The organism is Ruegeria sp. G10, from assembly GCF_056533645.1.
Map to the genome: position 1 here is coordinate 97,779 of NZ_JBQFOQ010000008.1, position 21,358 is coordinate 119,136.

The window sequence follows — 21,358 nt, forward strand, 5'->3', positions numbered from 1 at the left end:
ATGGGCCATGATTACAGAGCTTGGCCACTTCGCACTGATCCTCGCCTTTCTGGTTGCCATTGTGCAAACTGTGGTTCCCCTTGTGGGGGCCTCAAAACGCTGGACCGGGTGGATGATTTTCGCTGAACCTGCGGCGATCACGCAGTTCATTCTGACGGCGTTTTCCTTCGCGGCATTGGTCTGGGCGTTCACGACCTCCGACTTTTCGTTGCGGATTGTGGTCGAGAACAGCCATTCGGCCAAGCCGATGCTTTACAAGGTCAGTGGCACATGGGGGAACCACGAAGGTTCGATGCTTCTGTGGGTACTGATCGTGGCGCTGTTCGGGGCGATGGCTGCGGTGTTCGGAGGCGGGTTGCCACCAACCCTGAAAGCGCGGGTTCTCGCGGTTCAGGCGGCGATCGGTGTGGCGTTTTATGCGTTTATCCTGTTTACCTCGAACCCGTTTGACCGGTTGCCGGTTCCACCATTCGACGGGCGCGATCTGAACCCCTTGTTGCAGGATCCCGGTTTGGCCTTTCATCCGCCCTTCTTGTATCTTGGCTATGTGGGGCTGAGCATGGCGTTCAGCTTTGCAGTGGCTGCCCTGATCGAAGGCCGCGTGGATGCTGCATGGGGGCGCTGGGTGCGGCCATGGACACTGGCGGCCTGGGTGTTTCTGACCATCGGCATCGCTCTGGGATCTTGGTGGGCGTATTATGAGCTTGGCTGGGGCGGTTTCTGGTTCTGGGACCCGGTCGAAAATGCCAGCTTCATGCCATGGTTGCTTGCGGCGGCGTTACTGCATTCGGCCATCGTGGTTGAAAAGCGCGAGGCGCTGAAAAGCTGGACCATCCTTCTGGCGATCATCGCGTTTGGCTTTTCGCTGATCGGCACTTTCATCGTGCGCTCAGGGTTGCTGACCTCCGTTCATGCCTTTGCCAATGACCCCGAGCGTGGGGTGTTCATCCTGTTGATTCTGGTCTTTTTCACTGGTGGCGCTTTGACCCTTTTCGCCGCCCGCGCGCAGGCGATGGAGGCCAAGGGAGTCTTTGGGATGGTCAGCCGCGAAAGCGCGCTGGTACTGAACAATATCCTGCTGGCGGTTAGCTGTTTCGTGGTGTTCTTCGGCACGCTCTGGCCGATGGTGGCCGAGATGGCGTTTGACCGAAAGCTGTCGGTTGGACCACCCTTCTTCAACGCGGCGTTCACGCCGTTCATGGTAGTGCTTGGGATCGTCCTGCCCGTCGGCGCCATGATCCCCTGGAAGCGCGGTCGGGTGGGCAAGGCTGCGTGGTCGTTGCGATACGCATTTGTGCTGGCCGTTGCTCTGGCCATACTCGTGTGGGTGATGCAGACCGGGCGCAGTGCCTTGGGGCCGGTAGGCCTGTTTTTGGGGGCTTGGATCACTTTCGGGGCCATCGTTGATTTGTGGAGCCGCACGGGTCGCAACGGCAGTGTTGCGCGCCTGTTCCGCCTGCCGGGGGCTGACTGGGGCAAAGCCGTTGCCCATACTGGTCTTGGCGTGACTATGTTTGCCATTGCAGGTCTCACCGCGTGGGAAGTGGAGGATATCCGCGTGGCGCAACCCGGTGAACCGTTTGAAGTCGGACAGTTCACACTAACCCTGCAGGACGTGCGGCGGGTTGAGGGACCCAATTATTTCTCGACGACTGCAGATGTGGCCGTCTCGTTGAACGGACGCCCGATCACGACGCTGCATCCTGAAAAGCGCGACTATCCGGTGGCCCGGATGCCCACGACCGAGGCGGCGATCGACTATCGGTTCCTGCGTGACCTCTACGTGGTGATCGGGGATCAGCAAGCGGATGGCGGCTGGGTGATGCGTACCTATATCAAGCCGCTGGCCAACTGGATCTGGGCTGGCTGCATTCTGATGTCGCTGGGCGGTTTGCTCAGCCTGTCGGATCGGCGCTTCCGGGTCGCGGCCGGCGCTCGTAAGACACCTGCGCGCGGGGTGCCTGCGGAATGAAACGCCTGATCCTGATCCTGATGCTGATGGCGAGTCCGCTTTTAGCGGTCCAACCTGACGAAGTGCTCGACGACCCCGTCCTGGAAGAGCGCGCGCGCGAGCTGAGCACCGGTTTGCGCTGTCTGGTGTGCCGCAACGAAAGCATCGATGAAAGCAACGCCGAGCTTGCGCGCGACCTGCGCTTGCTGCTGCGCGAGCGACTCGTGGCCGGGGACACCGATCAGGAAGCAGTGGACTTCATCGTTGCGCGATATGGCGAATATGTGCTGCTCAGACCCACAATAACAGGTGCCAATCTGATGCTATGGCTCGCCGGCCCGGTCATGTTGCTGATCGCGGCAGGTATGGGATGGAGCTTTCTGCGCAAGCGGTCGCACGCTCAGGCAACGGGACCCGCCGACCAGCTCAGCGCTGAGGAACAAGAGCGTCTGCGTCGAATTCTGGAAGACTGACGCGCGGTTCCGCTTTTCCTTCGCTCACATTTGCGTAAGGTTTCGCAAAACGCTGCGCAGGTGAGGTTTTCGATGGAATACGAAGCGGTCCAACTGGATATTTCTGATGGTCTGGCGGTTCTGACGCTGAACCGGCCCGAAAAGATGAACGCTCTGACCACGCAGATGCGGGCCGAGATCACCTATGCGATGAAAGACGCCGCGCGTCAGGCCCGCGCGATTGTTCTGACGGGTGCAGGGCCTGCATTTTGCTCGGGTCAGGATTTGGGCGATGCGTCAAGCACCGGATCGATTGATCTGGAACGTGCGTTGCGTGATGAATACGAGCCGATGCTCGAAGCGGTCTATGACTGCCCGGTGCCGACCATAGCTGCGGTCAACGGACCGGCGGCGGGGGCAGGCGCCAATCTGGCCCTTTGCGCGGACGTCGTGATCGCGACCGAGAGCGCCTATTTCCTGCAGGCTTTCGCACGGATCGGCCTTTTGCCCGATGCCGGAGGGACATGGTTCATGCCACGGCAGATGGGCTTTGCCAAGGCGATGGGGGCGGCGTTATTTGCCGACAAGATCAGCGCCCGGCAGGCGGATGACTGGGGCTTGATCTGGGAAGCGGTACCTGATGAGCAGTTTGACGCCCATTGGCGCAAACGCGCTGCTTATCTGGCCCATGGCCCGACGGCGGGCTTCCGGGCGATCAAGCAGGCGATCCGTGGGACATATGATAAGACATTGCCGCAGCAATTGGCGGCAGAGGCCCATCTGCAAGGCGAATGCGGGCGGACCCGCGATTTCGCCGAAGGCGTCGTGGCCTTTCTTGAAAAACGCCCCGCGAAATTCGAGGGGCGCTGATACTAGCCTCAGGCCCGGCGACGGCGACGTGTGCGCCGTTCGGGCAGGGCATCATCCCCGGTGCCGTCCGACGCCGAGGTGAACGGGCCGAGCGCCAGCGTGATTTCGTCCAGGGTCGGACGATTGCCCCGGGGCCGCGTGTCCAGAGCCTTACGCATCTCCCGCAGATGTTCAGGCATTGTACCGCAGCAGCCACCAATGATCGTCGCGCCGCAATCCCGCGCCATCGCTGCGTATTGCCCCATCAGAGCAGGGGTGCCGTCATAGTGGATATGGCCGTCCACATATTTCGGAATGCCTGCATTGCCCTTGGAGATCAGCGGGCGTTCGGTGCCTTGCGCGGCAAATCCAAGGATGGTGCGCAGAATATCCGACGCACCGGTGCCGCAATTGGCCCCAAATGCGATGGGTGGGTTGGGCAGCGTCTCGACGATCATCGCCAGATCCGAAGACGTCACGCCCATCATGGTACGGCCCGCGGTGTCAAAGCTCATGGTACCGCACCAGGGCATTTCGGCCAGGGCAAAGGCCTCGGCAGCGGCGCGGAACTCTTCCGGCGCACTTATGGTTTCCAGCCACAACACATCAGCGCCACCTGCTTTCAGGGCATCGGCCTGTTCGTGAAACATCTCGACAGCCTCGGCGTGGGTCAGGCTGCCGACGGGCTCCATGATTTCGCCGGTAGGTCCGACCGATCCGGCGACCACGACAGGCCGGTCTGCCTTATCCGCGACCTCACGACCCAACGCGGCCCCGATACGGTTCAGCTCGGCCACGCGGTTCTGTGCATCGTGCAATTTCAACCTTGCCGCCGTGCCGCCAAAGGTATTGGTCAGAAACAGATCGCTACCTGCGTCCACCGAACCCTGGTAAAGCGCCCTGATCTTGTCCGACGCATCGACGTTCCACAATTCGGGTGCGTCGCCGGATTGAAGGCCCATGTTGAACAGGTTTGTGCCGGTCGCACCGTCCGCAAGGATTGCATCGGTTGTTTCCAGAAGTTTGCTGAGCGCATTGGTCATTGGGGTATTCCAAAATATGAGGCCGAGACCTATCAAATATGAGACGCCCCGTGTCTCATGACCGGGGCGTCAAATCAAACTCATAAAACTCATGAAGATCATGAGTTTTGGATTTCGTCCAATCAGTCTTCGGCTTCTGACATGACCTGAAGCTTTGCTTCGACAAGCAATTCTGCCATTTTCTCGCGGATTTTGGCCTCATCCGCCAGGTCGCCAAGGTAGCCTTTGACCGCCTCGACAACATCGTCTTCGCTGACATTCTGCAGGTCAGTGTGCACCAGTTCCTGCCCGTACTGCCGCGCCTGTTCTACGGTTTCGCCTTTCAGCGCCGACGCCCAGACGGCCATGAAACGGTTGCGGCGCATGCGCGCGATGAACTGCATTTTCTCGTCATGGGCGAACTTGCTTTCAAACGCGGCTTCACGTTCGTCGAATGTGGTCATTGGTTGGGGACCCCTTGGCTTGGATTTCTCTCACGATGATATGACTATAGGATGTCCCGGGCGCAAGGTATTTGCGCTGCGTCAAACGCTCTCGGGTCGCTGAACTTGCGGGAAGGCGGGGCTTGCACTATGAGGGCGCCAACGTGAAGGGACTCATTCCCTTTCGCCAGTCTGGAAAGGTCGCTCATGGCGCGTCGCAAGAAGATCTACGAAGGTAAGGCCAAGATTCTGTATGAAGGCCCCGAACCGGGCACCATCGTGCAGTATTTCAAGGATGACGCCACCGCGTTCAACGCCGAGAAGAAAGACGTGATCGACGGCAAGGGTGTGCTGAACAACCGCCTGAGCGAGTTCTTCATGACCGGTCTAACCCAGATCGGCATCCCGAACCACTTCATCCGCCGCCTGAACATGCGCGAGCAACTGGTCCGCAACTGCGAGATCGTGCCGCTGGAAGTGATCGTGCGCAACTATGCCGCCGGATCGATGTCGAAACGTCTGGGTATTGCCGAAGGGACGCAATTGCCGCGCCCGATCGTGGAATATTGCTATAAGGACGACGCTCTGGGTGACCCACTGGTGACCGAGGAACACATCGCGGCCTTTGGCTGGGCCAGCCAGCAGGACATGGACGATATCCTCAGTCTCGCGCTGCGCGTCAATGATTTCATGAGCGGTGTGATGCTGGCCGTCGGCATCCGTCTGGTCGATTTCAAGATCGAGATCGGCCGTGTTTTCGACGGCGACTATCAGCGCCTGATCGTGGCCGACGAAATCAGCCCCGACAGCTGCCGCCTGTGGGATATCGAAACCGGTCAGAAGCTGGACAAGGACGTGTTCCGCCGCGATCTGGGCAGTCTGACCGACGCCTATTCCGAGGTCGCCCGCCGGCTTGGCGTTCTGCCCAAAAGCAACGTCACCAAGCCGACGCTGATCAACTGACCTTGCCGCTGCCCGGCGGGGTTGTCCGACACGCGCAAGCGGGGTATCCCGCGCGCAACGAAACGGGCCGCAGGCGGTCCATGACTGGAGTTTTCGACCATGAAGGCACGTGTGCATGTGATGCTCAAGAACGGGGTTCTGGATCCGCAGGGCGAGGCGGTGCGTCACGCGTTGGGCGCGATGGGCTTCGATCAGGTTGAAGGTGTGCGCCAGGGCAAGGTGATTGATCTGGAACTGTCCGACGGCGCGACCGAGGCCGACGTGACCGCGATGTGTGAAAAGCTGCTGGCAAACACTGTCATCGAACGCTACGAGATCGAACTGGTCTGAGTTTGATGCGGGCTGCACGTCTGATCACCTATCGTCAGCCGCTTGAGGTGGCGACCATTCCCGACCCGGAACCGGCAGAAGACGGCGTCGTCGTCCGGGTTCTGGCTTGCGGAGTATGCCGATCAGACTGGCACGCATGGTCCGGCTCGGACCCCGACGTGGTTCTGCCCATGACACCGGGCCATGAATATTGCGGCGAAGTGGTTGCCGTTGGCAGCCGCGTCAGACGCTGGCGTATCGGTGACCGGGTGATTGCTCCGTTCATTCTGGCCTGCGGTCATTGCCCGGATTGTGCGCAGGGGCATCAGACCATCTGCGCCGATCAGGTGGTGCCGGGCTTTACCTGCGACGGCGCCTTTGCCGAATTCATCGCGGTTGCCCATGCGGATGCGAACCTGACCGCTCTGCCCGATACTCTGGCCCCGGAAATTGCCGCGGCCTTGGGATGCCGTGTGACCACGGCGTGGCAGGCTCTGGTCGGGCGGGCTCAGGTGCAGGGCGGTGAATGGTTGGCTGTGTTCGGCGGCGGCGGTGTCGGTATCTCGACCTTGCTGCTGGGCAAGGCGCTTGGTGCGCGGGTTGTTGTCGTGGATATCGCCGATGACAAGCTGGCCTATGCCAAAAGCCTCGGCGCTGATGCGGTGGTCAACGCGGCCACCTGCGATGCGCCGCAGGCCGTCCGCGACCTGACCGGCGGCGGTGCGCATGTGGCGATCGAGGCGCTGGGGATCGAGGTCACGACGGTCTCGGCCATGAAATCGCTGCGCAAGCTGGGTCGTATGGTCCAGATCGGGATGCCTGCGGGCGATCACACCACCATGTCGCTGCCGATGGATGCGCTGTATTCCGGGCAGCTTTCCGTGTTCGGCACGCGCGGGATGCCAAGCTGGCGCTATCCGTCGCTGCTGTCGCTGATTGCGGGTGGCAGCGTCGATCTGAGCCCGCTTGTGACGCGAAAAATCACACTGAACCAGGCAAGCGTCGAGCTTGCCGCCTTTGACAATCCAACGCCTCCGGGTGTTGCTGTTATCACCGACTTTAGCTCGTAGGAGGGTCCGCCATGCGCGCAGCCGTCATCGTATTCCCCGGGTCCAACTGTGACCGTGATCTTGCCGTTGCATTTGAACAGGCCGGGTTCTCGGTAGATATGGTCTGGCACAAAGATGCCGCGCTGCCGGATGGTGTTGACATCGTCGGTGTACCGGGCGGGTTTTCTTATGGCGACTACCTGCGCTGTGGTGCGATTGCCGCGCAGTCGCCGATCTGCAAGGCGCTGTCCGCCCATACCGAGCGTGGCGGCTATGCCGTCGGGATCTGCAACGGTTTTCAGGTCCTGACCGAGACGGGCATCCTGCCGGGCGCGCTGCTGCGTAATGCAGGACTGAAATACATCTGCCGCACCGTGGGCCTTAAGGTGGAAACCAGCGACAGCGCCTTTACCGAAGGCTACAATGCGGGCGATGTGATCGACATCCCGATCGCGCATCACGACGGCAATTACTTCGCCGATGACGAGACGCTTGCGGCGCTGAAGGATGAGGATCGGATCGCCTTCACCTACGCCGAAAACCCCAACGGTTCGCGCGAAGATATTGCTGGGATTTTGTCGCACAACCGGCGCGTGTTGGGGATGATGCCGCACCCGGAACGGGCGGCGGATTCAGGCCATGGCGGCACGGACGGGACGGCGCTCTTCCGCGCATTGGCCGGAGTGTTGGCGCCAGCGTGACTTGAGGTGATCGGTCAGGGCGCGTAGCGTCAGTACATGAGTGCGGAAGATCAAGCTGACAACGCCGGAGTACTAAGCTGGTTGCGTGGCTCGCCTATGGGCTGGCGCTTGCGGCTTGCCGTGTTCCTGCTGTTGATTGCAACCGTCGCAACGGTCTGGATCACCAACAGCCTTCTGACCAGCCGGTTCACGGAATCGACGCGCAACCGGGCGGAATTGCGCCTGGCGCTTTATTCCGGGAACTTGCTGAGCGAATTGCGGCGAAATTCGATTGTGCCGCAGTTGCTGGCGCGCGATCCCACGCTGATCTCGGCGCTGCAGTCCAGCGATTATACGTTGTCGACCCAGCGCCTGATCTCGTTTGTTGAAGAAATCGGCGCAGCATCGCTTGTTCTGCTGGACGGAGATGGCCTGACGGTCGCTGCTACCGACCGGAACCGTTTGGGCGAGGGGCACCGAAGCTCTCCGTATTTCATCGACGCCATGCGCTCGAACGCAACGATCTTTTCGGTGATCCCCCGCGAGGCAGGCGGCTACAGCTTTACATATTCACGCAGGATCGAGGCCAATGCCGAAATCCTGGGGGTGATCGTGGTCGAGGTGGATCTGCAGAAATTCGAAAGAGCCTGGGCCGGGATATCGGATGCTGTGATGGTCACGGACAGTACCGGTACCATCATTCTGTCAACCGAGCCGCAGTGGCGTGGTCTGGATGAAAGCAGCGCCATTCTGCGCCAACCGCCACAGAATGCCATTCAGCGCGCGATCAGGGCGACGACGGACTGGAACGCCCTGCCACCTGATGCCTATGTGCAGGGCGAGGCCGTGATGCGGATGGAGACCCGGATACCGTTCCGGGGATGGCAGATGACCTCGTTCACCACCTATTCGTCGATCCGCGAGAGGGTGAACAGTGTTCTGGCGCTCGAGATCATGGCCTTTGCGATTCTTCTTGCGCTGGCTTTCTATGCGCTCAGCCGCCGGGCTACGTCGCGTATGACCTTATTCCAGCGCGAGTCGGCGGAGCTTCGCGCATTGAATGTCAGGCTGCAGCGGGAAATTGCTGAGCGGGAACGCGTTGAAAAGACGCTGGAAGTCGCTGAGCAGACCCTTGCGCAAAGCTCGAAATTGGCGGCGCTGGGTGAGATGTCGGCCGCGGTCAGTCACGAGTTGAACCAACCGCTGGCCGCGATGAAAACCTATCTCGCCGGGGCACGTCTTCTGCTGCGCCGCAATCGGCCCGAAGAGGCGCTGGCCAGCTTTGGCCGCATCGACGGGCTGATCGAGCGTATGGGCGCGATCACCCGCCAGCTGAAATCCTATGCCCGTAAGGGTGCGGATGCGTTTTCGCCTGTAAATCTTGGCGAAGCGCTGGGGTCCAGCCTGTCGATGATGGAGCCGCAATTGCGCCAGCGCCATGTGAAGATTACCCAGATTCTGCCCGAAGAACCTGTTATAGTGATGGGAGATCGGATGCGCATCGAACAGGTGATGGTCAATCTCTTGCGCAATGCGCTGGACGCCACCAAATCTGTGGCAGAGCCGGATGTCGAGATCATTCTCGCCGCAGGCGAGACCGCGATTCTGACCGTGCGCGACAATGGGCACGGTATTGAGGATATCGAGAACCTGTTCGAGCCGTTCTATACGACCAAGCGTCCGGGCGATGGGGTTGGTCTGGGGCTTGCCATCTCGTCCGGGATCGTGAACGACCATGGCGGACGGCTGACCGCGCGCAACGGCCAACAGGGCGGCGCGGTGTTTGAGATGCAATTGCCCATATTGGGCAGCGACGGCCTTGAGGCCGCGGAGTAAAGGAAGTGACTATGGCACAGGCCATGAAAATCGCCATCGTTGATGATGAACAGGACATGCGCCAGTCGATCAGTCAGTGGCTGGCCCTGTCTGGCTACGACACCGAGACCTTTGCCAGCGCCGAGGACGCGCTGAAGGTGCTCGGGCCGGATTATCCTGGGATCGTGATTTCCGACATCAAGATGCCGGGCATGGATGGCATTCAGCTGCTGAAAAAGCTGATGGGAGCCGACAGTACGCTGCCCGTCATCATGATCACTGGGCACGGCGACGTGCCAATGGCGGTTGAAGCGATGCGGGTCGGGGCGTTTGATTTCCTTGAAAAACCCTTCAACCCCGACCGGATGTCGGAACTGGCCAAACGTGCCAGCAATGCACGGCGTTTGACACTGGATAACCGCGCGCTTCGGCGTGAGCTGTCGGGCGGCACCCAGATCATGAATAAGCTTATCGGCGCGAGCCCGGTCATGGAGCGTCTGCGCGAAGATATCCTGGATCTGGGGCAGGCGGATGGTCATGTTCTGATCGACGGCGAGACGGGTACAGGCAAGACTCTGGTGGCGCATGCTTTGCACGCTGTGGGCAGCCGGGCCGGAAAGAAGTTTGTTCTGGTCTCCTGCGCGGCGCTGGAAGAAGAGGCGCTGTCGAAGCGCTTGTTTGGCCCGATGCTGCCCGAGGACACGCAGCTGCCCGCCATCGAAGAGGCGCGCGGCGGCACGCTTGTGCTGGAAGATGTTGAGGCGCTGAGCGACACGCTGCAGGCCCGTCTGCTGAGCGTGATGAACGAGCAGGGCACCCCGGCGGAGACCCGCATCGTGGCGATTTCGAACCTGCAGGAAGCGGGCAAGACGTCCGAGGATGTTCTGCGCCCGGATCTGTTTTATCGTTTGGCGGCTTTGCGGATCACCATGCCTCCGCTGCGCCAGCGAGGTGAGGATATTCTGACCCTGTTCACCCGTCTGAGCGAGCAGTTTGCCGAAGAATACGGCTGTGATGCGCCGCAGGTCAGTGCGCAGGAAGCGGCGCAGCTGTTGCAGGCTCCATGGCCGGGCAATGTGCGGCAGTTGATTAATATCGCGGAACGCGCCGTACTGCAGTCCCGGCGTGGGTCGGGGACGATTGCCTCGTTGCTGATGTCGGATCATGAAGAGATGCAGCCGGTGATGACCACTGAGGGTAAGCCGTTGAAAGAGTATGTCGAGGCATTCGAGCGGATGCTGATCGACAATACGATGCGGCGTCACAAGGGTTCGATCGCATCTGTGATGGACGAGCTGTGCCTGCCGCGCCGGACACTGAACGAGAAGATGGCCAAATACGGGCTTCAACGTTCGGATTACCTTTGAGGGCAGAAAGGGGGCCAGCCCCCTCTCGGCCCGTTGGGCCAATTCACCCCCGGGATATTTATGGCCAGATGAAGAGATCGCGTGGCACCTGATTTCGGCGTCGTGCAGTTTGCCCATTGTCTTTTCCACAGGACTGCTTTTAATGTGAGCGGACGGGCATGGCATTTTGAGCCTGCAAGCCCCGTATTTTGAGTTTCGCTGCTGAGCTGATGGTGAGGATTGATCCCGCGCGGCGCGGCAGACCGATTGTGCCCCGCTTGGGGCAGATGAACGCCTGAGCCCTTTGCAAGGGCGAAAGGAATAAATGGGCGGGCCGCGTTCAGACGGGCCTGTCGGAGAAGAACCGCGATGACGCGCGCGCAACGATTGAGTATACGGGCAGGGGGCCAAAGCGCCAGACCCTGCCGCGCGCCGTCCGATATCGCCCGTACAAGACACCCCGGCAAAAGCGCCTGTCCGCCTGGACGGGTCAGGACAACGCGTTTGGCGCGGTGCACCAAGGACACATGGCTAAGAAAATGCTTATCGATGCCACCCACGCGGAGGAAACCCGCGTCGTGGTGGTCGACGGAAACAAGGTTGAGGAGTTTGACTTTGAATCCGAAAACAAACGCCAGCTTGCTGGCAACATCTATCTTGCAAAAGTAACGCGGGTCGAGCCGTCGCTGCAGGCGGCCTTTGTGGATTATGGCGGGAACCGGCACGGGTTTCTGGCGTTTTCCGAGATTCACCCCGACTATTATCAGATCCCCGTCGCCGACCGTGAGGCGCTGATGGAGGAAGAGCGCGCGTATGCCGAGGCGATGAAGGCGCGTGACGAGGCCGAGGAAGCAAAGCCCAAAAAGCGTCGCTCGCGGTCGCGGTCGAAGGCTGCCGATGTAAAATCGGACGATCCGGTGGAGACGCTGGAGGTTTCGTCCGAACCCACTGGCATGGAAACCATCGATCTGGATGATGGTGATGAGGCAGAGGTACCCGAGGGGACCTCTCCGATGGAGATTGTTGCAGAGACGCCCGTGGAAGAGCCCGAGGAGGGGGATGTAACGGCCGCCGAAGAGGACGCCTCGGAAGAAGTGGCGCCGCCAGCGGAAGCGCATGAGGCGTCCGAAACAGCAGAAGGCTCTGAGGACGAGGCTGCGGATGTGGATGCGGCTGACGCCAAACCTGAACAGGAAGAGGCCGAAGCCTCTGATGATGAGCCCGACGCAGAGGATGACGTCGAGAGCAAGGGTGCAGATGCGGCCGCGAAGGATGACACAATCGAATCCGTGGCCGATGATGATGACAGCGAGGACATTCGCCCTCCGCGCAAACCGCGCCCGCGTCGGTATAAGATTCAGGAAGTCATCAAAGTGCGCCAGGTTTTGCTGGTGCAGGTCGTCAAGGAAGAGCGTGGCAACAAGGGTGCGGCGCTGACCACTTACCTGTCGCTGGCGGGTCGGTACTGCGTATTGATGCCGAACACGGCGCGGGGTGGCGGGATCAGCCGCAAGATCACCAACGCAGCGGATCGGAAGAAGCTTAAGGATATCGCCTCGGAAATCGATGTACCGACTGGTGCGGGCCTAATCGTCCGCACCGCAGGGGCGAAACGGACGAAATCTGAGATCAAGCGCGACTATGAATACCTGCAGCGCATGTGGGAGCAGATTCGCGAACTGACTCTGCAATCCATTGCGCCCGCGAAGATCTATGAAGAAGGCGACCTGATCAAACGATCGATCCGTGATCTTTATAACCGCGATATCGATGAGGTTCTGGTTGAAGGCGAAGGCGGGTATCGCATCGCCAAAGACTTCATGAAAATGATCATGCCGTCGCACGCCAAGAACGTGAAACGGTATGAAGACGCGCTGCCTCTGTTCGCGCGCTATCAGGTGGAAAGCTATCTGGCGGGGATGTTCAACCCGACCGTGCAGCTGAAATCCGGCGGTTATATCGTGATCGGTGTGACCGAGGCGCTTGTGGCGATCGACGTGAACTCGGGCCGGGCAACCAAGGAAGGCTCGATTGAAGAGACCGCGTTGAAGACCAACCTGGAGGCCGCCGAGGAGGTGGCGCGCCAGTTGCGTCTGCGTGACCTTGCCGGACTGATCGTCATTGACTTCATCGATATGGATGAGCGTAAGAACAACGCAGCCGTCGAAAAGCGTCTCAAAGACAAGCTGAAAACAGATCGTGCCCGCATTCAGGTTGGTCGAATCTCTGGATTTGGCCTGCTTGAGATGAGCCGCCAGCGTCTGCGCCCCGGTATGATCGAAGCGACGACGCAGCCGTGCCCGGCCTGTCATGGTACGGGGCTGATCCGTTCGGACGACAACATGGCGCTGTCGATCCTGCGCCAGATCGAAGAGGAAGGCACCCGCCGCCGCTCACGAGAGGTACTGGTGCGCTGCCCGGTTAGCATTGCCAACTTCCTGATGAACCAGAAGCGGGAACATATCGCACAGATCGAGGCGCGCTATGGCCTGTCGGTGCGGATCGAAGGGGATGTGCATCTAGTCAGCCCCGATTTCTCGATGGAGAAGTTCAAGACCGCCAGCCGTGTGGTGCCCGAGGCAACTGCTCCGGTGGTTTCGGTTGATGCATCGCTGATGGATATGGTCGATGCGTCGGAAGACGAGGCGCCTGCCGAAGAGACCCCCGTGCAGGCAGATGAGGAGGCGAAGCCCAAGCGCAAGCGGCGTCGGCGTCGTCGGAAGAAGAACGCGGCCGCAGTTGAGGCGGAAGCCGCCGCAGAGGACGCGCCTGAGGCTGCGGCCGAGGTCGAGGCCAGCGACGATTCGACAGCGGCCGAGCCTGCGGACGCAGCGGAAGAGGCCGAGAAAGCGGACAAGCCCAAGAAGCGTCGTGCACCCCGTCGTCGCAAGAAAGATGTTGAGGCGGAAGCTGCGGAAGAAACTCAGGCTGCTGCCGAAACCGCTCAGGTCGCCGAGGTTGAACCGACCTCCACCGAGGCTCCTGAAGTGAGCGCTGAAGAACCAGCTGCCGAGGTCTCTGAGACCGAGGTTGCGCCTGCGGCGGAGGCAGACGCATCGCCGGATGCTACAGCGGCGGAAACGGATGTTGCAGAGAACTCTGCAGAGGACGCAGACGAACCTGAGACCACGGAGGAAGCTGCTCCTGAGGCCGAGCCCGAAACCGAAGCAACGCCCGAGCCCGTACTTGAGACTGTTGCGGAAGAGGCCGAGCCTGCTCCGGCCAAGCCAAAACGGCGGGGTTGGTGGTCCTTGGGTCAGTAATCAAAAAAGGCGGGCCAACTGGCCCGGCTTTTTCGTTCAGACTAACCGGCCTTTTGGATCAGATAGACCTGATAGCCGTCCGTCGTATCTTGTGAGATCAGGGTATGCCCCGCCTCGCTGCAGAAATGGGGCACGTCGATGATCGCCGCGGGGTCATCGGCCAGCACGCGCAGCACCCCTCCGGCAGGTAGGGACTTTAGCCGCTTTCGAGCCTTCAGGACGGGCAGCGGGCATAACAGCCCCAGCGCGTCGAGTGTTTCGGTCTTGTCAGTCATAAGTGTGAGATATTTCCAACGCGCGATGCTGTCCAGTATGCAACATGCAAGCACGAGGATGTGACCGTATGGCCTCGTGACGAAACTCGATCCATGCCATATGTGCTGACGTATGTTCGGAATAGATATCATCGACGCAGGGCTACTGCCCGCCATGTTCATCGCTATGCTTGGCGGGCTGATCAGTTTTCTGTCGCCCTGCGTGCTGCCCATCGTGCCGCCATATCTGGCGTATATGAGCGGCGTATCTATCAACGAGATGAAGGACGAGGCCCGCGCGCGGCGCAAGGCGACCCTGTCGGCACTGTTCTTCGTGCTGGGTTTGTCGACGGTGTTCCTGTTGCTGGGCTTTACCGCCTCGGCATTCGGGGCGTTTGTCCTGCAAAATCAGGTCCTTTTCGCCAAGCTTTCAGGTGCCGTGGTCATCGTGTTTGGCCTGCATTTCCTGAACGTGTTCCGGATACCGCTGCTGGATCGAGAAGCACGGGTGGAAACTGGTGATTCCGGAGGTTCGGTCTTCGGGGCCTATATTCTGGGTCTCGCCTTTGCCTTTGGCTGGACCCCCTGCATTGGTCCTCAATTGGGGGCGATCCTCTCGCTGGCTGCGTCAGAGGCCTCGGTTGCGCGGGGCACGTTATTGCTGGGCGTTTATGCGGCGGGCCTGGGCATTCCCTTCCTGCTGGCGGCGATGTTCCTGAACCGGTCGATGGCCGTCATGAACCGCATCAAGCCGCATATGGCGACGATCGAGAAGGTGATGGGCGGGTTGCTGCTGTTTGTTGGCATCATGCTGATCACCGGTCTGTTCACCGAGTTCAGCTGGTGGCTGCTTGAAACATTCCCAGTCCTGGCGACGTTTGGTTAACCCTTTGCCGGTAATCATGGATGTGGCGATCCGGGGTCTTACGCTGGTCGCTGCTCTGCGTTAACCTTCAGAGTAAAGGGCCGGGTCGATGAGCAGCGAACAACCCCATCCACAGGTGCGCCGACGCCGGGTGTTCTACATTCCGGGCTATGACCCGATTCATCCGCGCAGATATCGCGAACTTTACCGGACCGAAAGCCGCGCACAGGCTGCGATATCCGGCTACGATATCTCCGTCATTGGGCGGACTGGGTCGGATCTGTACGGCTGGCAGGTGCAGTCCAAACAAGACGGCGAAAGCGTAGAGACCGAGATCGATGTACTGGTCTGGTCAGATATCGTGCGTGACAGCATGGCGCGTTCGATTCCCGGAACCTATTTGCAACTGGCCCAAACCGCCTGGGTTTATATTTCAACCGGAACCCTCTGGCGTTTGATGCAGCTGCGCAAGGGGCCTGTTATTGCCGCGTTGTATCCGGTTGGTATGTTGCTGCTGCAGCTCATCGTTGCAATCGGTCTTGCGTACGTTCTGGTGATCCTGTTGCGCCCTTTGGTGAATGGCTGGGCTGTGCTGCCCGCGCTGGCGGCTTGCTATGGAATGCTGCTTTGGTTTCGCAGGATCGATAATCGGTTGTTCGCATATTACCTGATGCATGACTATGCCTATTCCGCGCGCCTGCGCGGGGCCTATACACCAGAGCTGAGTGCGCGGCTGGCGCAGTTTTCCAAGCTGATCGGACAGGCGCTTGAGAGCGACGTGGATGAGGTTCTGGTTGTCGGCCACAGCTCGGGTGCGCATTTGGGAGTTTCGGTCTTGGCCAGACTGTTGCGGCAGAGGGGCGTAGCGTACGGCCCAAAGCTGTCCTTCCTGACTTTGGGGCAGGTGGTTCCCATGGTGTCGTTCCTGCCGGGCGCCGACGCGCTGCGCAAGGACCTGCGCTATCTGTCAGAGCATCAGGACCTGACATGGGTGGACGTATCCGCGCCCGGCGATGGCTGCGCCTTTGCCCTGTGTGATCCCGTGGCGGTCAGCGGAGTTGCCACATCTGACACACGCAGCCCCCTGGTGCTTTCGGCAGCCTTCACTCAGACCTTGTCCGCAGCCCGCCTGAAGGAGATGCGTTGGCGTTTTTTCAAGCTGCATTTCCAATATCTCTGCGCTTTCGACCGACCCGGCACCTATGACTACTTCCGCATCACGGCAGGCCCGCAAACACTGGGGCATAGATTTGAAGGGCGCGCGCCCTCACGATCGCGGATTGAAACGCCGGTCTCAAAATACAAATCGGTGAGCGCATGAAGCCGCCAAAGCCCCAGTCCAGGTCGGACAAGGTCTCGCTGTGGCGTTATTTGCGGCTGTTCCGGCAAGACCTGTTATCGGCGCAGCCTCAGCGGCTCTACCGTGGCTGGATGGCCGAATTCCGCACGCCTTTCTTTCGATCCTACCTGGTCAATCAGCCCACGTTGATCCGCAGCGTGTTGAAAGACCGGCCCGAGGATTTTCCGAAATCCAGCCGCGTCAGCGAAGGGCTGCGCCCTTTGCTGGGTCAATCGGTGTTTCTGACCAATGGCGAGACCTGGAAGCGTCAGCGTCGGATCATCGATCCTGCATTCGAGGGTGGGCGACTGAAAGACAGCTTCCCAGCCATGCAGGCCGCCGCACACGCGTGTGTGGACCGGCTGCGCGCACAAACGGGGCAGGTGATCGAGTGCGAAGAGATCACGAGCCACGCCGCCGCAGATGTGATCTTTCGCACCCTCTTTTCGGTTCCGATAGACAATCAGGTTGCAGCGCAGGTTTTTGACAAGTTCCGCGCTTATCAGCGGGCTCAACCATTGCTGAACCTCGCCGCGTTCATCCCGCTGCCGCGCTGGATGCCCCGGTTCCATACGCGCCAAACGCGCCAGACCGCACAGCAGATCCGAAATCTGATTGGACGGCTGACAACCGAACGCGCCGCTGCAATTGCAGCAGGCACCGCGCCAAATGATCTGGCGACCAAGATCATGACCGCGCAAGATCCCGAAACACAGCAGCGGTTTGACACCGACGAGATGATCGATCAGGTCGCCATCTTCTTCCTCGCCGGGCACGAGACCAGCGCCTCGGCTTTGGCTTGGACGTTGTATCTGCTCGCGCTCTATCCCGACTGGCAAGAGAGCGTGGCGAAAGAGGCGAAAGCGCTGGATTCCAGAGACTTCACCGCGATGTCGCAGTTGAAGCTCAGCCGTGACGTGTTCCGTGAGGCCTTGCGCCTGTACCCGCCAGTGCCGATGATGGTCCGCCAGACGACCGGTCCCGAGTGTTTCCGCGACCGCAACATTGCGAAGCAATCCCAGATCGTCATTAGCCCTTGGCACCTGCACAGGCACGAACGGCTGTGGGACAAGCCCGATGATTTCGACCCGGCCCGTTGGCACACCGAAAACGGCCGCACCTGCCAGCGTGAGGCGTATATCCCGTTCTCCGCTGGCCCGCGCGTCTGCCCGGGCGCGGGGTTTGCCATGATCGAAGGGCCGTTGATCCTATCAACACTGCTACGACACTATCGTTTCGAAACAATTCAAGGCAAAACGCCTGTACCGGTGGCGCATCTGACCGTCCGCTCAAAGGATGGTATATGGTTAAGGTTGGTTGAGCGCTAACAACCTACCATAGCCTGTCGGCTTGCTGTATGCGATGGGCAAACGCGGAATCATATTGAACGGGAAAGAGTTATGTCCAAGGCAGAACAGCGCACGCAGATGTCCGAAGGCGCAGGATTTATCGCAGCACTGGACCAAAGCGGCGGGTCAACCCCGAAGGCGCTGGCGCTCTATGGTGTTGAAGCATCGGATTATGGCTCGGACGCCGAGATGTTCGGCGAGATTCAGAAAATGCGCGCGCGCATCATTCTGGCGGATGATTTCACCAGCGAGAAAGTGATCGGCGCGATCCTGTTCGAACGGACGCTGAGCGAGGAAATCGACGGTAAGAAGGTCGCCGACTACCTCTGGTCGGCCAAGCGTATCGTGCCCTTCCTGAAGATCGACAAGGGTCTTGAGGATCAAGCCAACGGCGTTCAGATGATGAAGCCGATCCCCGGTCTGGCTGAGACGCTGGCAAAGGCGGATGGCGTCTTTGGCACCAAGGAACGTTCGGTCATTCATGAAGCCAACGCCGAAGGCATCGCCGCCGTTGTGGCGCAGCAATTCGAAGTCGCGCGCGTGGTGACCGATGCGGGCATGGTTCCGATCGTCGAGCCCGAGGTCAACATCCACTCGGACAGCAAGGCCGAGGCCGAAGCTATTCTAAAGGCTGAGATCCTGAAAAACCTCGATCAACTGGCCGAGGGACAGGAGGTCATGCTGAAGCTGACCATCCCAAGTCAGGCGAACCTCTATGACGAACTGGCCGATCACCCGCGCGTTCTGCGCGTTGTGGCCCTGTCGGGCGGCTATTCGACTGAACAAGCCTGTGATCTGCTGAACCAGAACGGCAAGATGATCGCCTCGTTCTCGCGTGCGCTGACCGAAGGATTGTCCAAGCAGCAATCGGATGCTGAGTTCAACGCCGCGTTGGGCAGCAATATCGACAAGATTTATCGCGCCTCGATCTGATCCCTCAGACAGGTTTGGTGAACGAGCGGCGCAGCTGCGCCGCTTTTTCACGTCCGATACAGCCCTCGGCATGATCGTTGACCAGCCCCATGGCCTGCATGAAGGCAAAGACCGTGGTGGGGCCGACGAATTTCCATCCCCGTTTCTTCAGGTCCTTTGACATGGCGATGGATTCCGGTGAGGTCGACGCCGTTTGCGGCGGCGGAGGCGTCTCGGCCTCGTAGCGCCAGACATAAGCGGCCAGAGAGCCCTCGGCCGCGATCAACTCCTGCGCGCGGCGGGCGTTGTTGATCACCGCTTCGATCTTGCCGCGGTGCCGGATGATTCCTGTATCTTGTAACAGGCGTTCGACGTCCGCATCAGTAAACGCAGCCATCTTGTTGAAATCAAAATTACAAAAGGCTTTTCGGAAATTCTCGCGCTTGTTCAGGATCGTCCGCCAGCTCAGGCCGGATTGAAAGCTTTCGAGGCACAGCTTCTCAAACAACCGCTGGTCGTCAGCAACCGGATAACCCCATTCCTGGTCGTGATAATCAAAGAACTCAGGCGCGGCTTGACACCATGCGCAGCGCGGTTGGCCATCGGGTCCGGTGATGGTTTTGCTCATGACGGTGTGCCCTTTTTGTTCTCATTCAGGCTACACACAACGAAACATATGTGACAAGCGTCAATCGCGGCTGCGATACCAGTTCAAAACAAAAACCCGAATGGCCGAGGCAAGGCCGGTTTCGGGATCGCGCTCGACATCAATTTCAGAAGCCAACGCGTTGATTGGCATATCTTTATCTTCTGCTATATCCCGAAAAGCGCGCCAGAACTCATCCTCGAGCGAGACTGACGTGCGGTGCCCCTTGAGTGTCAGCGAGCGTTTAACCGGGCGACCGCTCATTCGTCGACCTTGTGGCCGTCGAGATCGCGCTTCTGCCTGTCTTGCTGCAGTTTGACGACCTCTTTTTCGGCCTTTGTCCGTCCGAAAGCCACGGCGTTCCGGTCTGCGCGGGCCTTTTTGTCGGCCCGCGCCTTTTCCTTTCGATACCGGTTCAGATTGACCGGCTTACCCATCAGTCTTTCGGACCGATCATCTGTTCGGGGCGCACGACCGCGTCAAAGGTGGCCTCGTCCACAAAGCCCAGCGCGATAGCCTCTTCCTTGAGGGTCGTGCCATTCTTATGCGCGGTTTTGGCGACCGTTGTGGCGTTGTCATAGCCGATGGTCGGGGCCAGCGCGGTGACCAGCATCAGCGATTCTTTCATAAGCTTGTCGATGCGCGGCTCGTTCGCTTTGATGCCCAAGAGCATGCGCTCGGTAAAGCTGTCGGCGGCGTCACCCAGCAGTTGGATCGACTGCAGCAGGTTGTAGGACATCATCGGATTATAGACGTTCAGCTCGAAATGACCCTGCGAACCCGCAAAATTCATCGCTGCGTTGTTACCCATCACATGGGCGGCGACCTGCGTCAGTGCCTCGGCCTGTGTGGGGTTCACTTTGCCGGGCATAATGGACGAACCAGGCTCATTCTCTGGCAGGATCAACTCACCCAGACCCGAGCGGGGACCAGACCCAAGGAACCGGATGTCGTTGGCGATCTTGTAACAGCTGCCCGCGATGGTGGCCAAAGCACCGGAGAGGAAGACCATGGCGTCATGCGCAGCCAGAGCCTCGAATTTGTTGGGTGCGGTCACGAACGGCAGGCCGGTGATGTCCGCCATATGACCTGCGACGGCCTCGCCCCAGCCATTCTGCGTGTTCAGGCCGGTGCCAACGGCGGTACCGCCTTGCGCCAGTTCATAAATCCCGGGCATGGCCGCATGAACACGCGCGATGCCTTGGCGAATCTGATGCGCATAACCGCTGAATTCCTGACCCAGAGTCAGCGGCGTCGCGTCCTGCGTATGCGTCCGGCCGATCTTGATGATGTCTTTGAACTCTTCAGCCTTCTGCTCCAGCCCCGAGGCCAGTTTCTCAAGACCGGGCAGCAGCACATCACGTACGCTCATCGCGGTGGCGATGTGCATCGCTGTCGGGAAAGTGTCGTTCGACGACTGGCCCATGTTACAGTGGTCGTTCGGGTGAACAGGATCTTTCGATCCGATCACGCCGCCCAGAATCTCAATTGCGCGGTTTGCGATGACCTCGTTCGAGTTCATGTTCGATTGCGTGCCCGATCCGGTCTGCCACACGACCAGAGGGAAATTGTCGTCGAACTTGCCCTCGACCACCTCGCCGGCGGCCTGGATCACTGCGTCCGCGATTTTGGCGTCCAGCTTTCCGGTCGCTTTGTTTTCCATCGCGCAGGCTTTCTTGATCACGCCCAGCGCGCGCACGATGGCGACCGGCTGCTTTTCCCAGCCGATAGGGAAATTCATGATCGAACGCTGTGTCTGCGCGCCCCAGTATTTGTCGGCAGGGACCTCAAGCGGGCCAAAGCTGTCGGATTCGGTGCGGGTAGAAGACATCTGTCACTCCGTCTGGTATG

At 59.9% G+C, this 21,358-nt stretch carries 21 protein-coding genes; 14 read left to right on the forward strand and 7 right to left on the reverse strand.

The genetic code is table 11. From position 1 onward, the window contains the following. The first annotated feature begins 7 nt into the window (after nucleotides 1–7). From ACR0KM_RS14420 to ACR0KM_RS14430, 3 genes are all read left to right on the forward strand, one after another. Complete coding sequence (locus ACR0KM_RS14420; RefSeq protein WP_480822417.1) at nucleotides 8–1,972, forward strand: heme lyase CcmF/NrfE family subunit; 1,965 nt, start codon at nucleotides 8–10, stop codon at nucleotides 1,970–1,972. Beyond that, a complete protein-coding gene (locus ACR0KM_RS14425; RefSeq protein WP_480822086.1) occupies nucleotides 1,969–2,424 on the forward strand; it encodes a cytochrome c-type biogenesis protein in 456 nt (151 codons plus the stop codon). The genes ACR0KM_RS14420 and ACR0KM_RS14425 overlap by 4 nt, the downstream gene beginning before the upstream one ends. Before the next feature lie 72 nt (nucleotides 2,425–2,496). Beyond that, complete coding sequence (locus tag ACR0KM_RS14430) at nucleotides 2,497–3,273, forward strand: enoyl-CoA hydratase-related protein (protein ID WP_480859441.1); 777 nt, start codon at nucleotides 2,497–2,499, stop codon at nucleotides 3,271–3,273. Nucleotides 3,274–3,281: 8 nt separating this feature from the next. Here ACR0KM_RS14430 and bmt read toward each other — a convergent pair whose 3' ends face one another. Together bmt and ACR0KM_RS14440 are read right to left on the reverse strand one after the other, a co-directional pair. Next, on the reverse strand, nucleotides 3,282–4,295 hold the full coding sequence (gene bmt / locus ACR0KM_RS14435) for a betaine--homocysteine S-methyltransferase (protein WP_480859439.1): 1,014 nt from the start codon (nucleotides 4,293–4,295) through the stop codon (nucleotides 3,282–3,284). Between the two features lie 122 nt (nucleotides 4,296–4,417). Beyond that, the gene (locus ACR0KM_RS14440) at nucleotides 4,418–4,738 is read right to left on the reverse strand and encodes a DUF1476 domain-containing protein (protein ID WP_480822090.1); all 321 of its coding nucleotides are present in this window, start codon (nucleotides 4,736–4,738) and stop codon (nucleotides 4,418–4,420) included. Between the two features lie 186 nt (nucleotides 4,739–4,924). On the opposite strand from ACR0KM_RS14440, the gene purC reads away from it, so the two are divergent. The 7 genes from purC (at nucleotide 4,925) to ACR0KM_RS14475 (ending at nucleotide 14,142) form a co-directional block, all read left to right on the forward strand. Next, nucleotides 4,925–5,680 (forward strand): phosphoribosylaminoimidazolesuccinocarboxamide synthase, encoded by a 756-nt coding sequence (gene purC / locus ACR0KM_RS14445; RefSeq protein ID WP_480859438.1) that lies wholly within the window; start codon nucleotides 4,925–4,927, stop codon nucleotides 5,678–5,680. Nucleotides 5,681–5,779: 99 nt separating this feature from the next. Beyond that, nucleotides 5,780–6,010, forward strand: coding sequence for a phosphoribosylformylglycinamidine synthase subunit PurS (gene purS, locus ACR0KM_RS14450; protein ID WP_480822091.1), 231 nt, complete (start codon nucleotides 5,780–5,782; stop codon nucleotides 6,008–6,010). A 5-nt stretch (nucleotides 6,011–6,015) separates the two neighbouring features. Then, nucleotides 6,016–7,059, forward strand: coding sequence for a zinc-dependent alcohol dehydrogenase family protein (locus ACR0KM_RS14455; RefSeq protein ID WP_480859436.1), 1,044 nt, complete (start codon nucleotides 6,016–6,018; stop codon nucleotides 7,057–7,059). 11 nt (nucleotides 7,060–7,070) lie between these two features. Next, on the forward strand, nucleotides 7,071–7,739 hold the full coding sequence (gene purQ, locus ACR0KM_RS14460) for a phosphoribosylformylglycinamidine synthase subunit PurQ (protein ID WP_480859434.1): 669 nt from the start codon (nucleotides 7,071–7,073) through the stop codon (nucleotides 7,737–7,739). Between the two features lie 96 nt (nucleotides 7,740–7,835). Then, nucleotides 7,836–9,554, forward strand: a complete 1,719-nt coding sequence (locus ACR0KM_RS14465) for a sensor histidine kinase (RefSeq protein ID WP_480859533.1) — start codon at nucleotides 7,836–7,838, stop codon at nucleotides 9,552–9,554. An 11-nt stretch (nucleotides 9,555–9,565) separates the two neighbouring features. Next, nucleotides 9,566–10,900 (forward strand): sigma-54-dependent transcriptional regulator, encoded by a 1,335-nt coding sequence (locus tag ACR0KM_RS14470; RefSeq protein WP_480822095.1) that lies wholly within the window; start codon nucleotides 9,566–9,568, stop codon nucleotides 10,898–10,900. Nucleotides 10,901–11,406: 506 nt separating this feature from the next. Further along, nucleotides 11,407–14,142: an Rne/Rng family ribonuclease gene (locus ACR0KM_RS14475; RefSeq protein WP_480859432.1), complete on the forward strand. Its 2,736-nt coding sequence runs from the start codon at nucleotides 11,407–11,409 to the stop codon at nucleotides 14,140–14,142. Nucleotides 14,143–14,183: 41 nt separating this feature from the next. Here ACR0KM_RS14475 and ACR0KM_RS14480 read toward each other — a convergent pair whose 3' ends face one another. Further along, nucleotides 14,184–14,417, reverse strand: coding sequence for a sulfurtransferase TusA family protein (locus ACR0KM_RS14480; protein WP_480822099.1), 234 nt, complete (start codon nucleotides 14,415–14,417; stop codon nucleotides 14,184–14,186). A gap of 112 nt (nucleotides 14,418–14,529) precedes the next feature. Between ACR0KM_RS14480 and ACR0KM_RS14485 the strand changes: the two genes are divergently transcribed. From ACR0KM_RS14485 to ACR0KM_RS14500, 4 genes are all read left to right on the forward strand, one after another. Next, nucleotides 14,530–15,282 carry a cytochrome c biogenesis CcdA family protein gene (locus tag ACR0KM_RS14485; protein ID WP_480469888.1) on the forward strand — a complete coding sequence of 251 codons (753 nt, stop codon included), beginning with the start codon at nucleotides 14,530–14,532 and terminating at the stop codon, nucleotides 15,280–15,282. 88 nt (nucleotides 15,283–15,370) lie between these two features. Next, on the forward strand, nucleotides 15,371–16,582 hold the full coding sequence (locus ACR0KM_RS14490) for a hypothetical protein (RefSeq protein WP_480859430.1): 1,212 nt from the start codon (nucleotides 15,371–15,373) through the stop codon (nucleotides 16,580–16,582). Beyond that, nucleotides 16,579–17,928 carry a cytochrome P450 gene (locus ACR0KM_RS14495; protein WP_480859429.1) on the forward strand — a complete coding sequence of 450 codons (1,350 nt, stop codon included), beginning with the start codon at nucleotides 16,579–16,581 and terminating at the stop codon, nucleotides 17,926–17,928. The genes ACR0KM_RS14490 and ACR0KM_RS14495 overlap by 4 nt, the downstream gene beginning before the upstream one ends. 72 nt (nucleotides 17,929–18,000) lie before the next feature. Next, nucleotides 18,001–18,882 carry a fructose bisphosphate aldolase gene (locus ACR0KM_RS14500; RefSeq protein ID WP_480859427.1) on the forward strand — a complete coding sequence of 294 codons (882 nt, stop codon included), beginning with the start codon at nucleotides 18,001–18,003 and terminating at the stop codon, nucleotides 18,880–18,882. Between the two features lie 4 nt (nucleotides 18,883–18,886). On the opposite strand, the gene ACR0KM_RS14505 is transcribed toward ACR0KM_RS14500, so the two are convergent. The 4 genes from ACR0KM_RS14505 to fumC are packed head-to-tail and all read right to left on the reverse strand — an operon-like array spanning nucleotide 18,887 to nucleotide 21,338. Then, a complete protein-coding gene (locus ACR0KM_RS14505) occupies nucleotides 18,887–19,489 on the reverse strand; it encodes a DNA-3-methyladenine glycosylase I (RefSeq protein WP_480859425.1) in 603 nt (200 codons plus the stop codon). Between the two features lie 60 nt (nucleotides 19,490–19,549). Then, the gene (locus tag ACR0KM_RS14510) at nucleotides 19,550–19,771 is read right to left on the reverse strand and encodes a ribbon-helix-helix domain-containing protein (protein ID WP_480859423.1); all 222 of its coding nucleotides are present in this window, start codon (nucleotides 19,769–19,771) and stop codon (nucleotides 19,550–19,552) included. Then, nucleotides 19,768–19,944: a DUF4169 family protein gene (locus ACR0KM_RS14515; protein ID WP_480859421.1), complete on the reverse strand. Its 177-nt coding sequence runs from the start codon at nucleotides 19,942–19,944 to the stop codon at nucleotides 19,768–19,770. The genes ACR0KM_RS14510 and ACR0KM_RS14515 overlap by 4 nt, the downstream gene beginning before the upstream one ends. After that, nucleotides 19,944–21,338 carry a class II fumarate hydratase gene (fumC, locus tag ACR0KM_RS14520; protein WP_480822113.1) on the reverse strand — a complete coding sequence of 465 codons (1,395 nt, stop codon included), beginning with the start codon at nucleotides 21,336–21,338 and terminating at the stop codon, nucleotides 19,944–19,946. The genes ACR0KM_RS14515 and fumC overlap by 1 nt, the downstream gene beginning before the upstream one ends. Nucleotides 21,339–21,358: the final 20 nt, after the last annotated feature.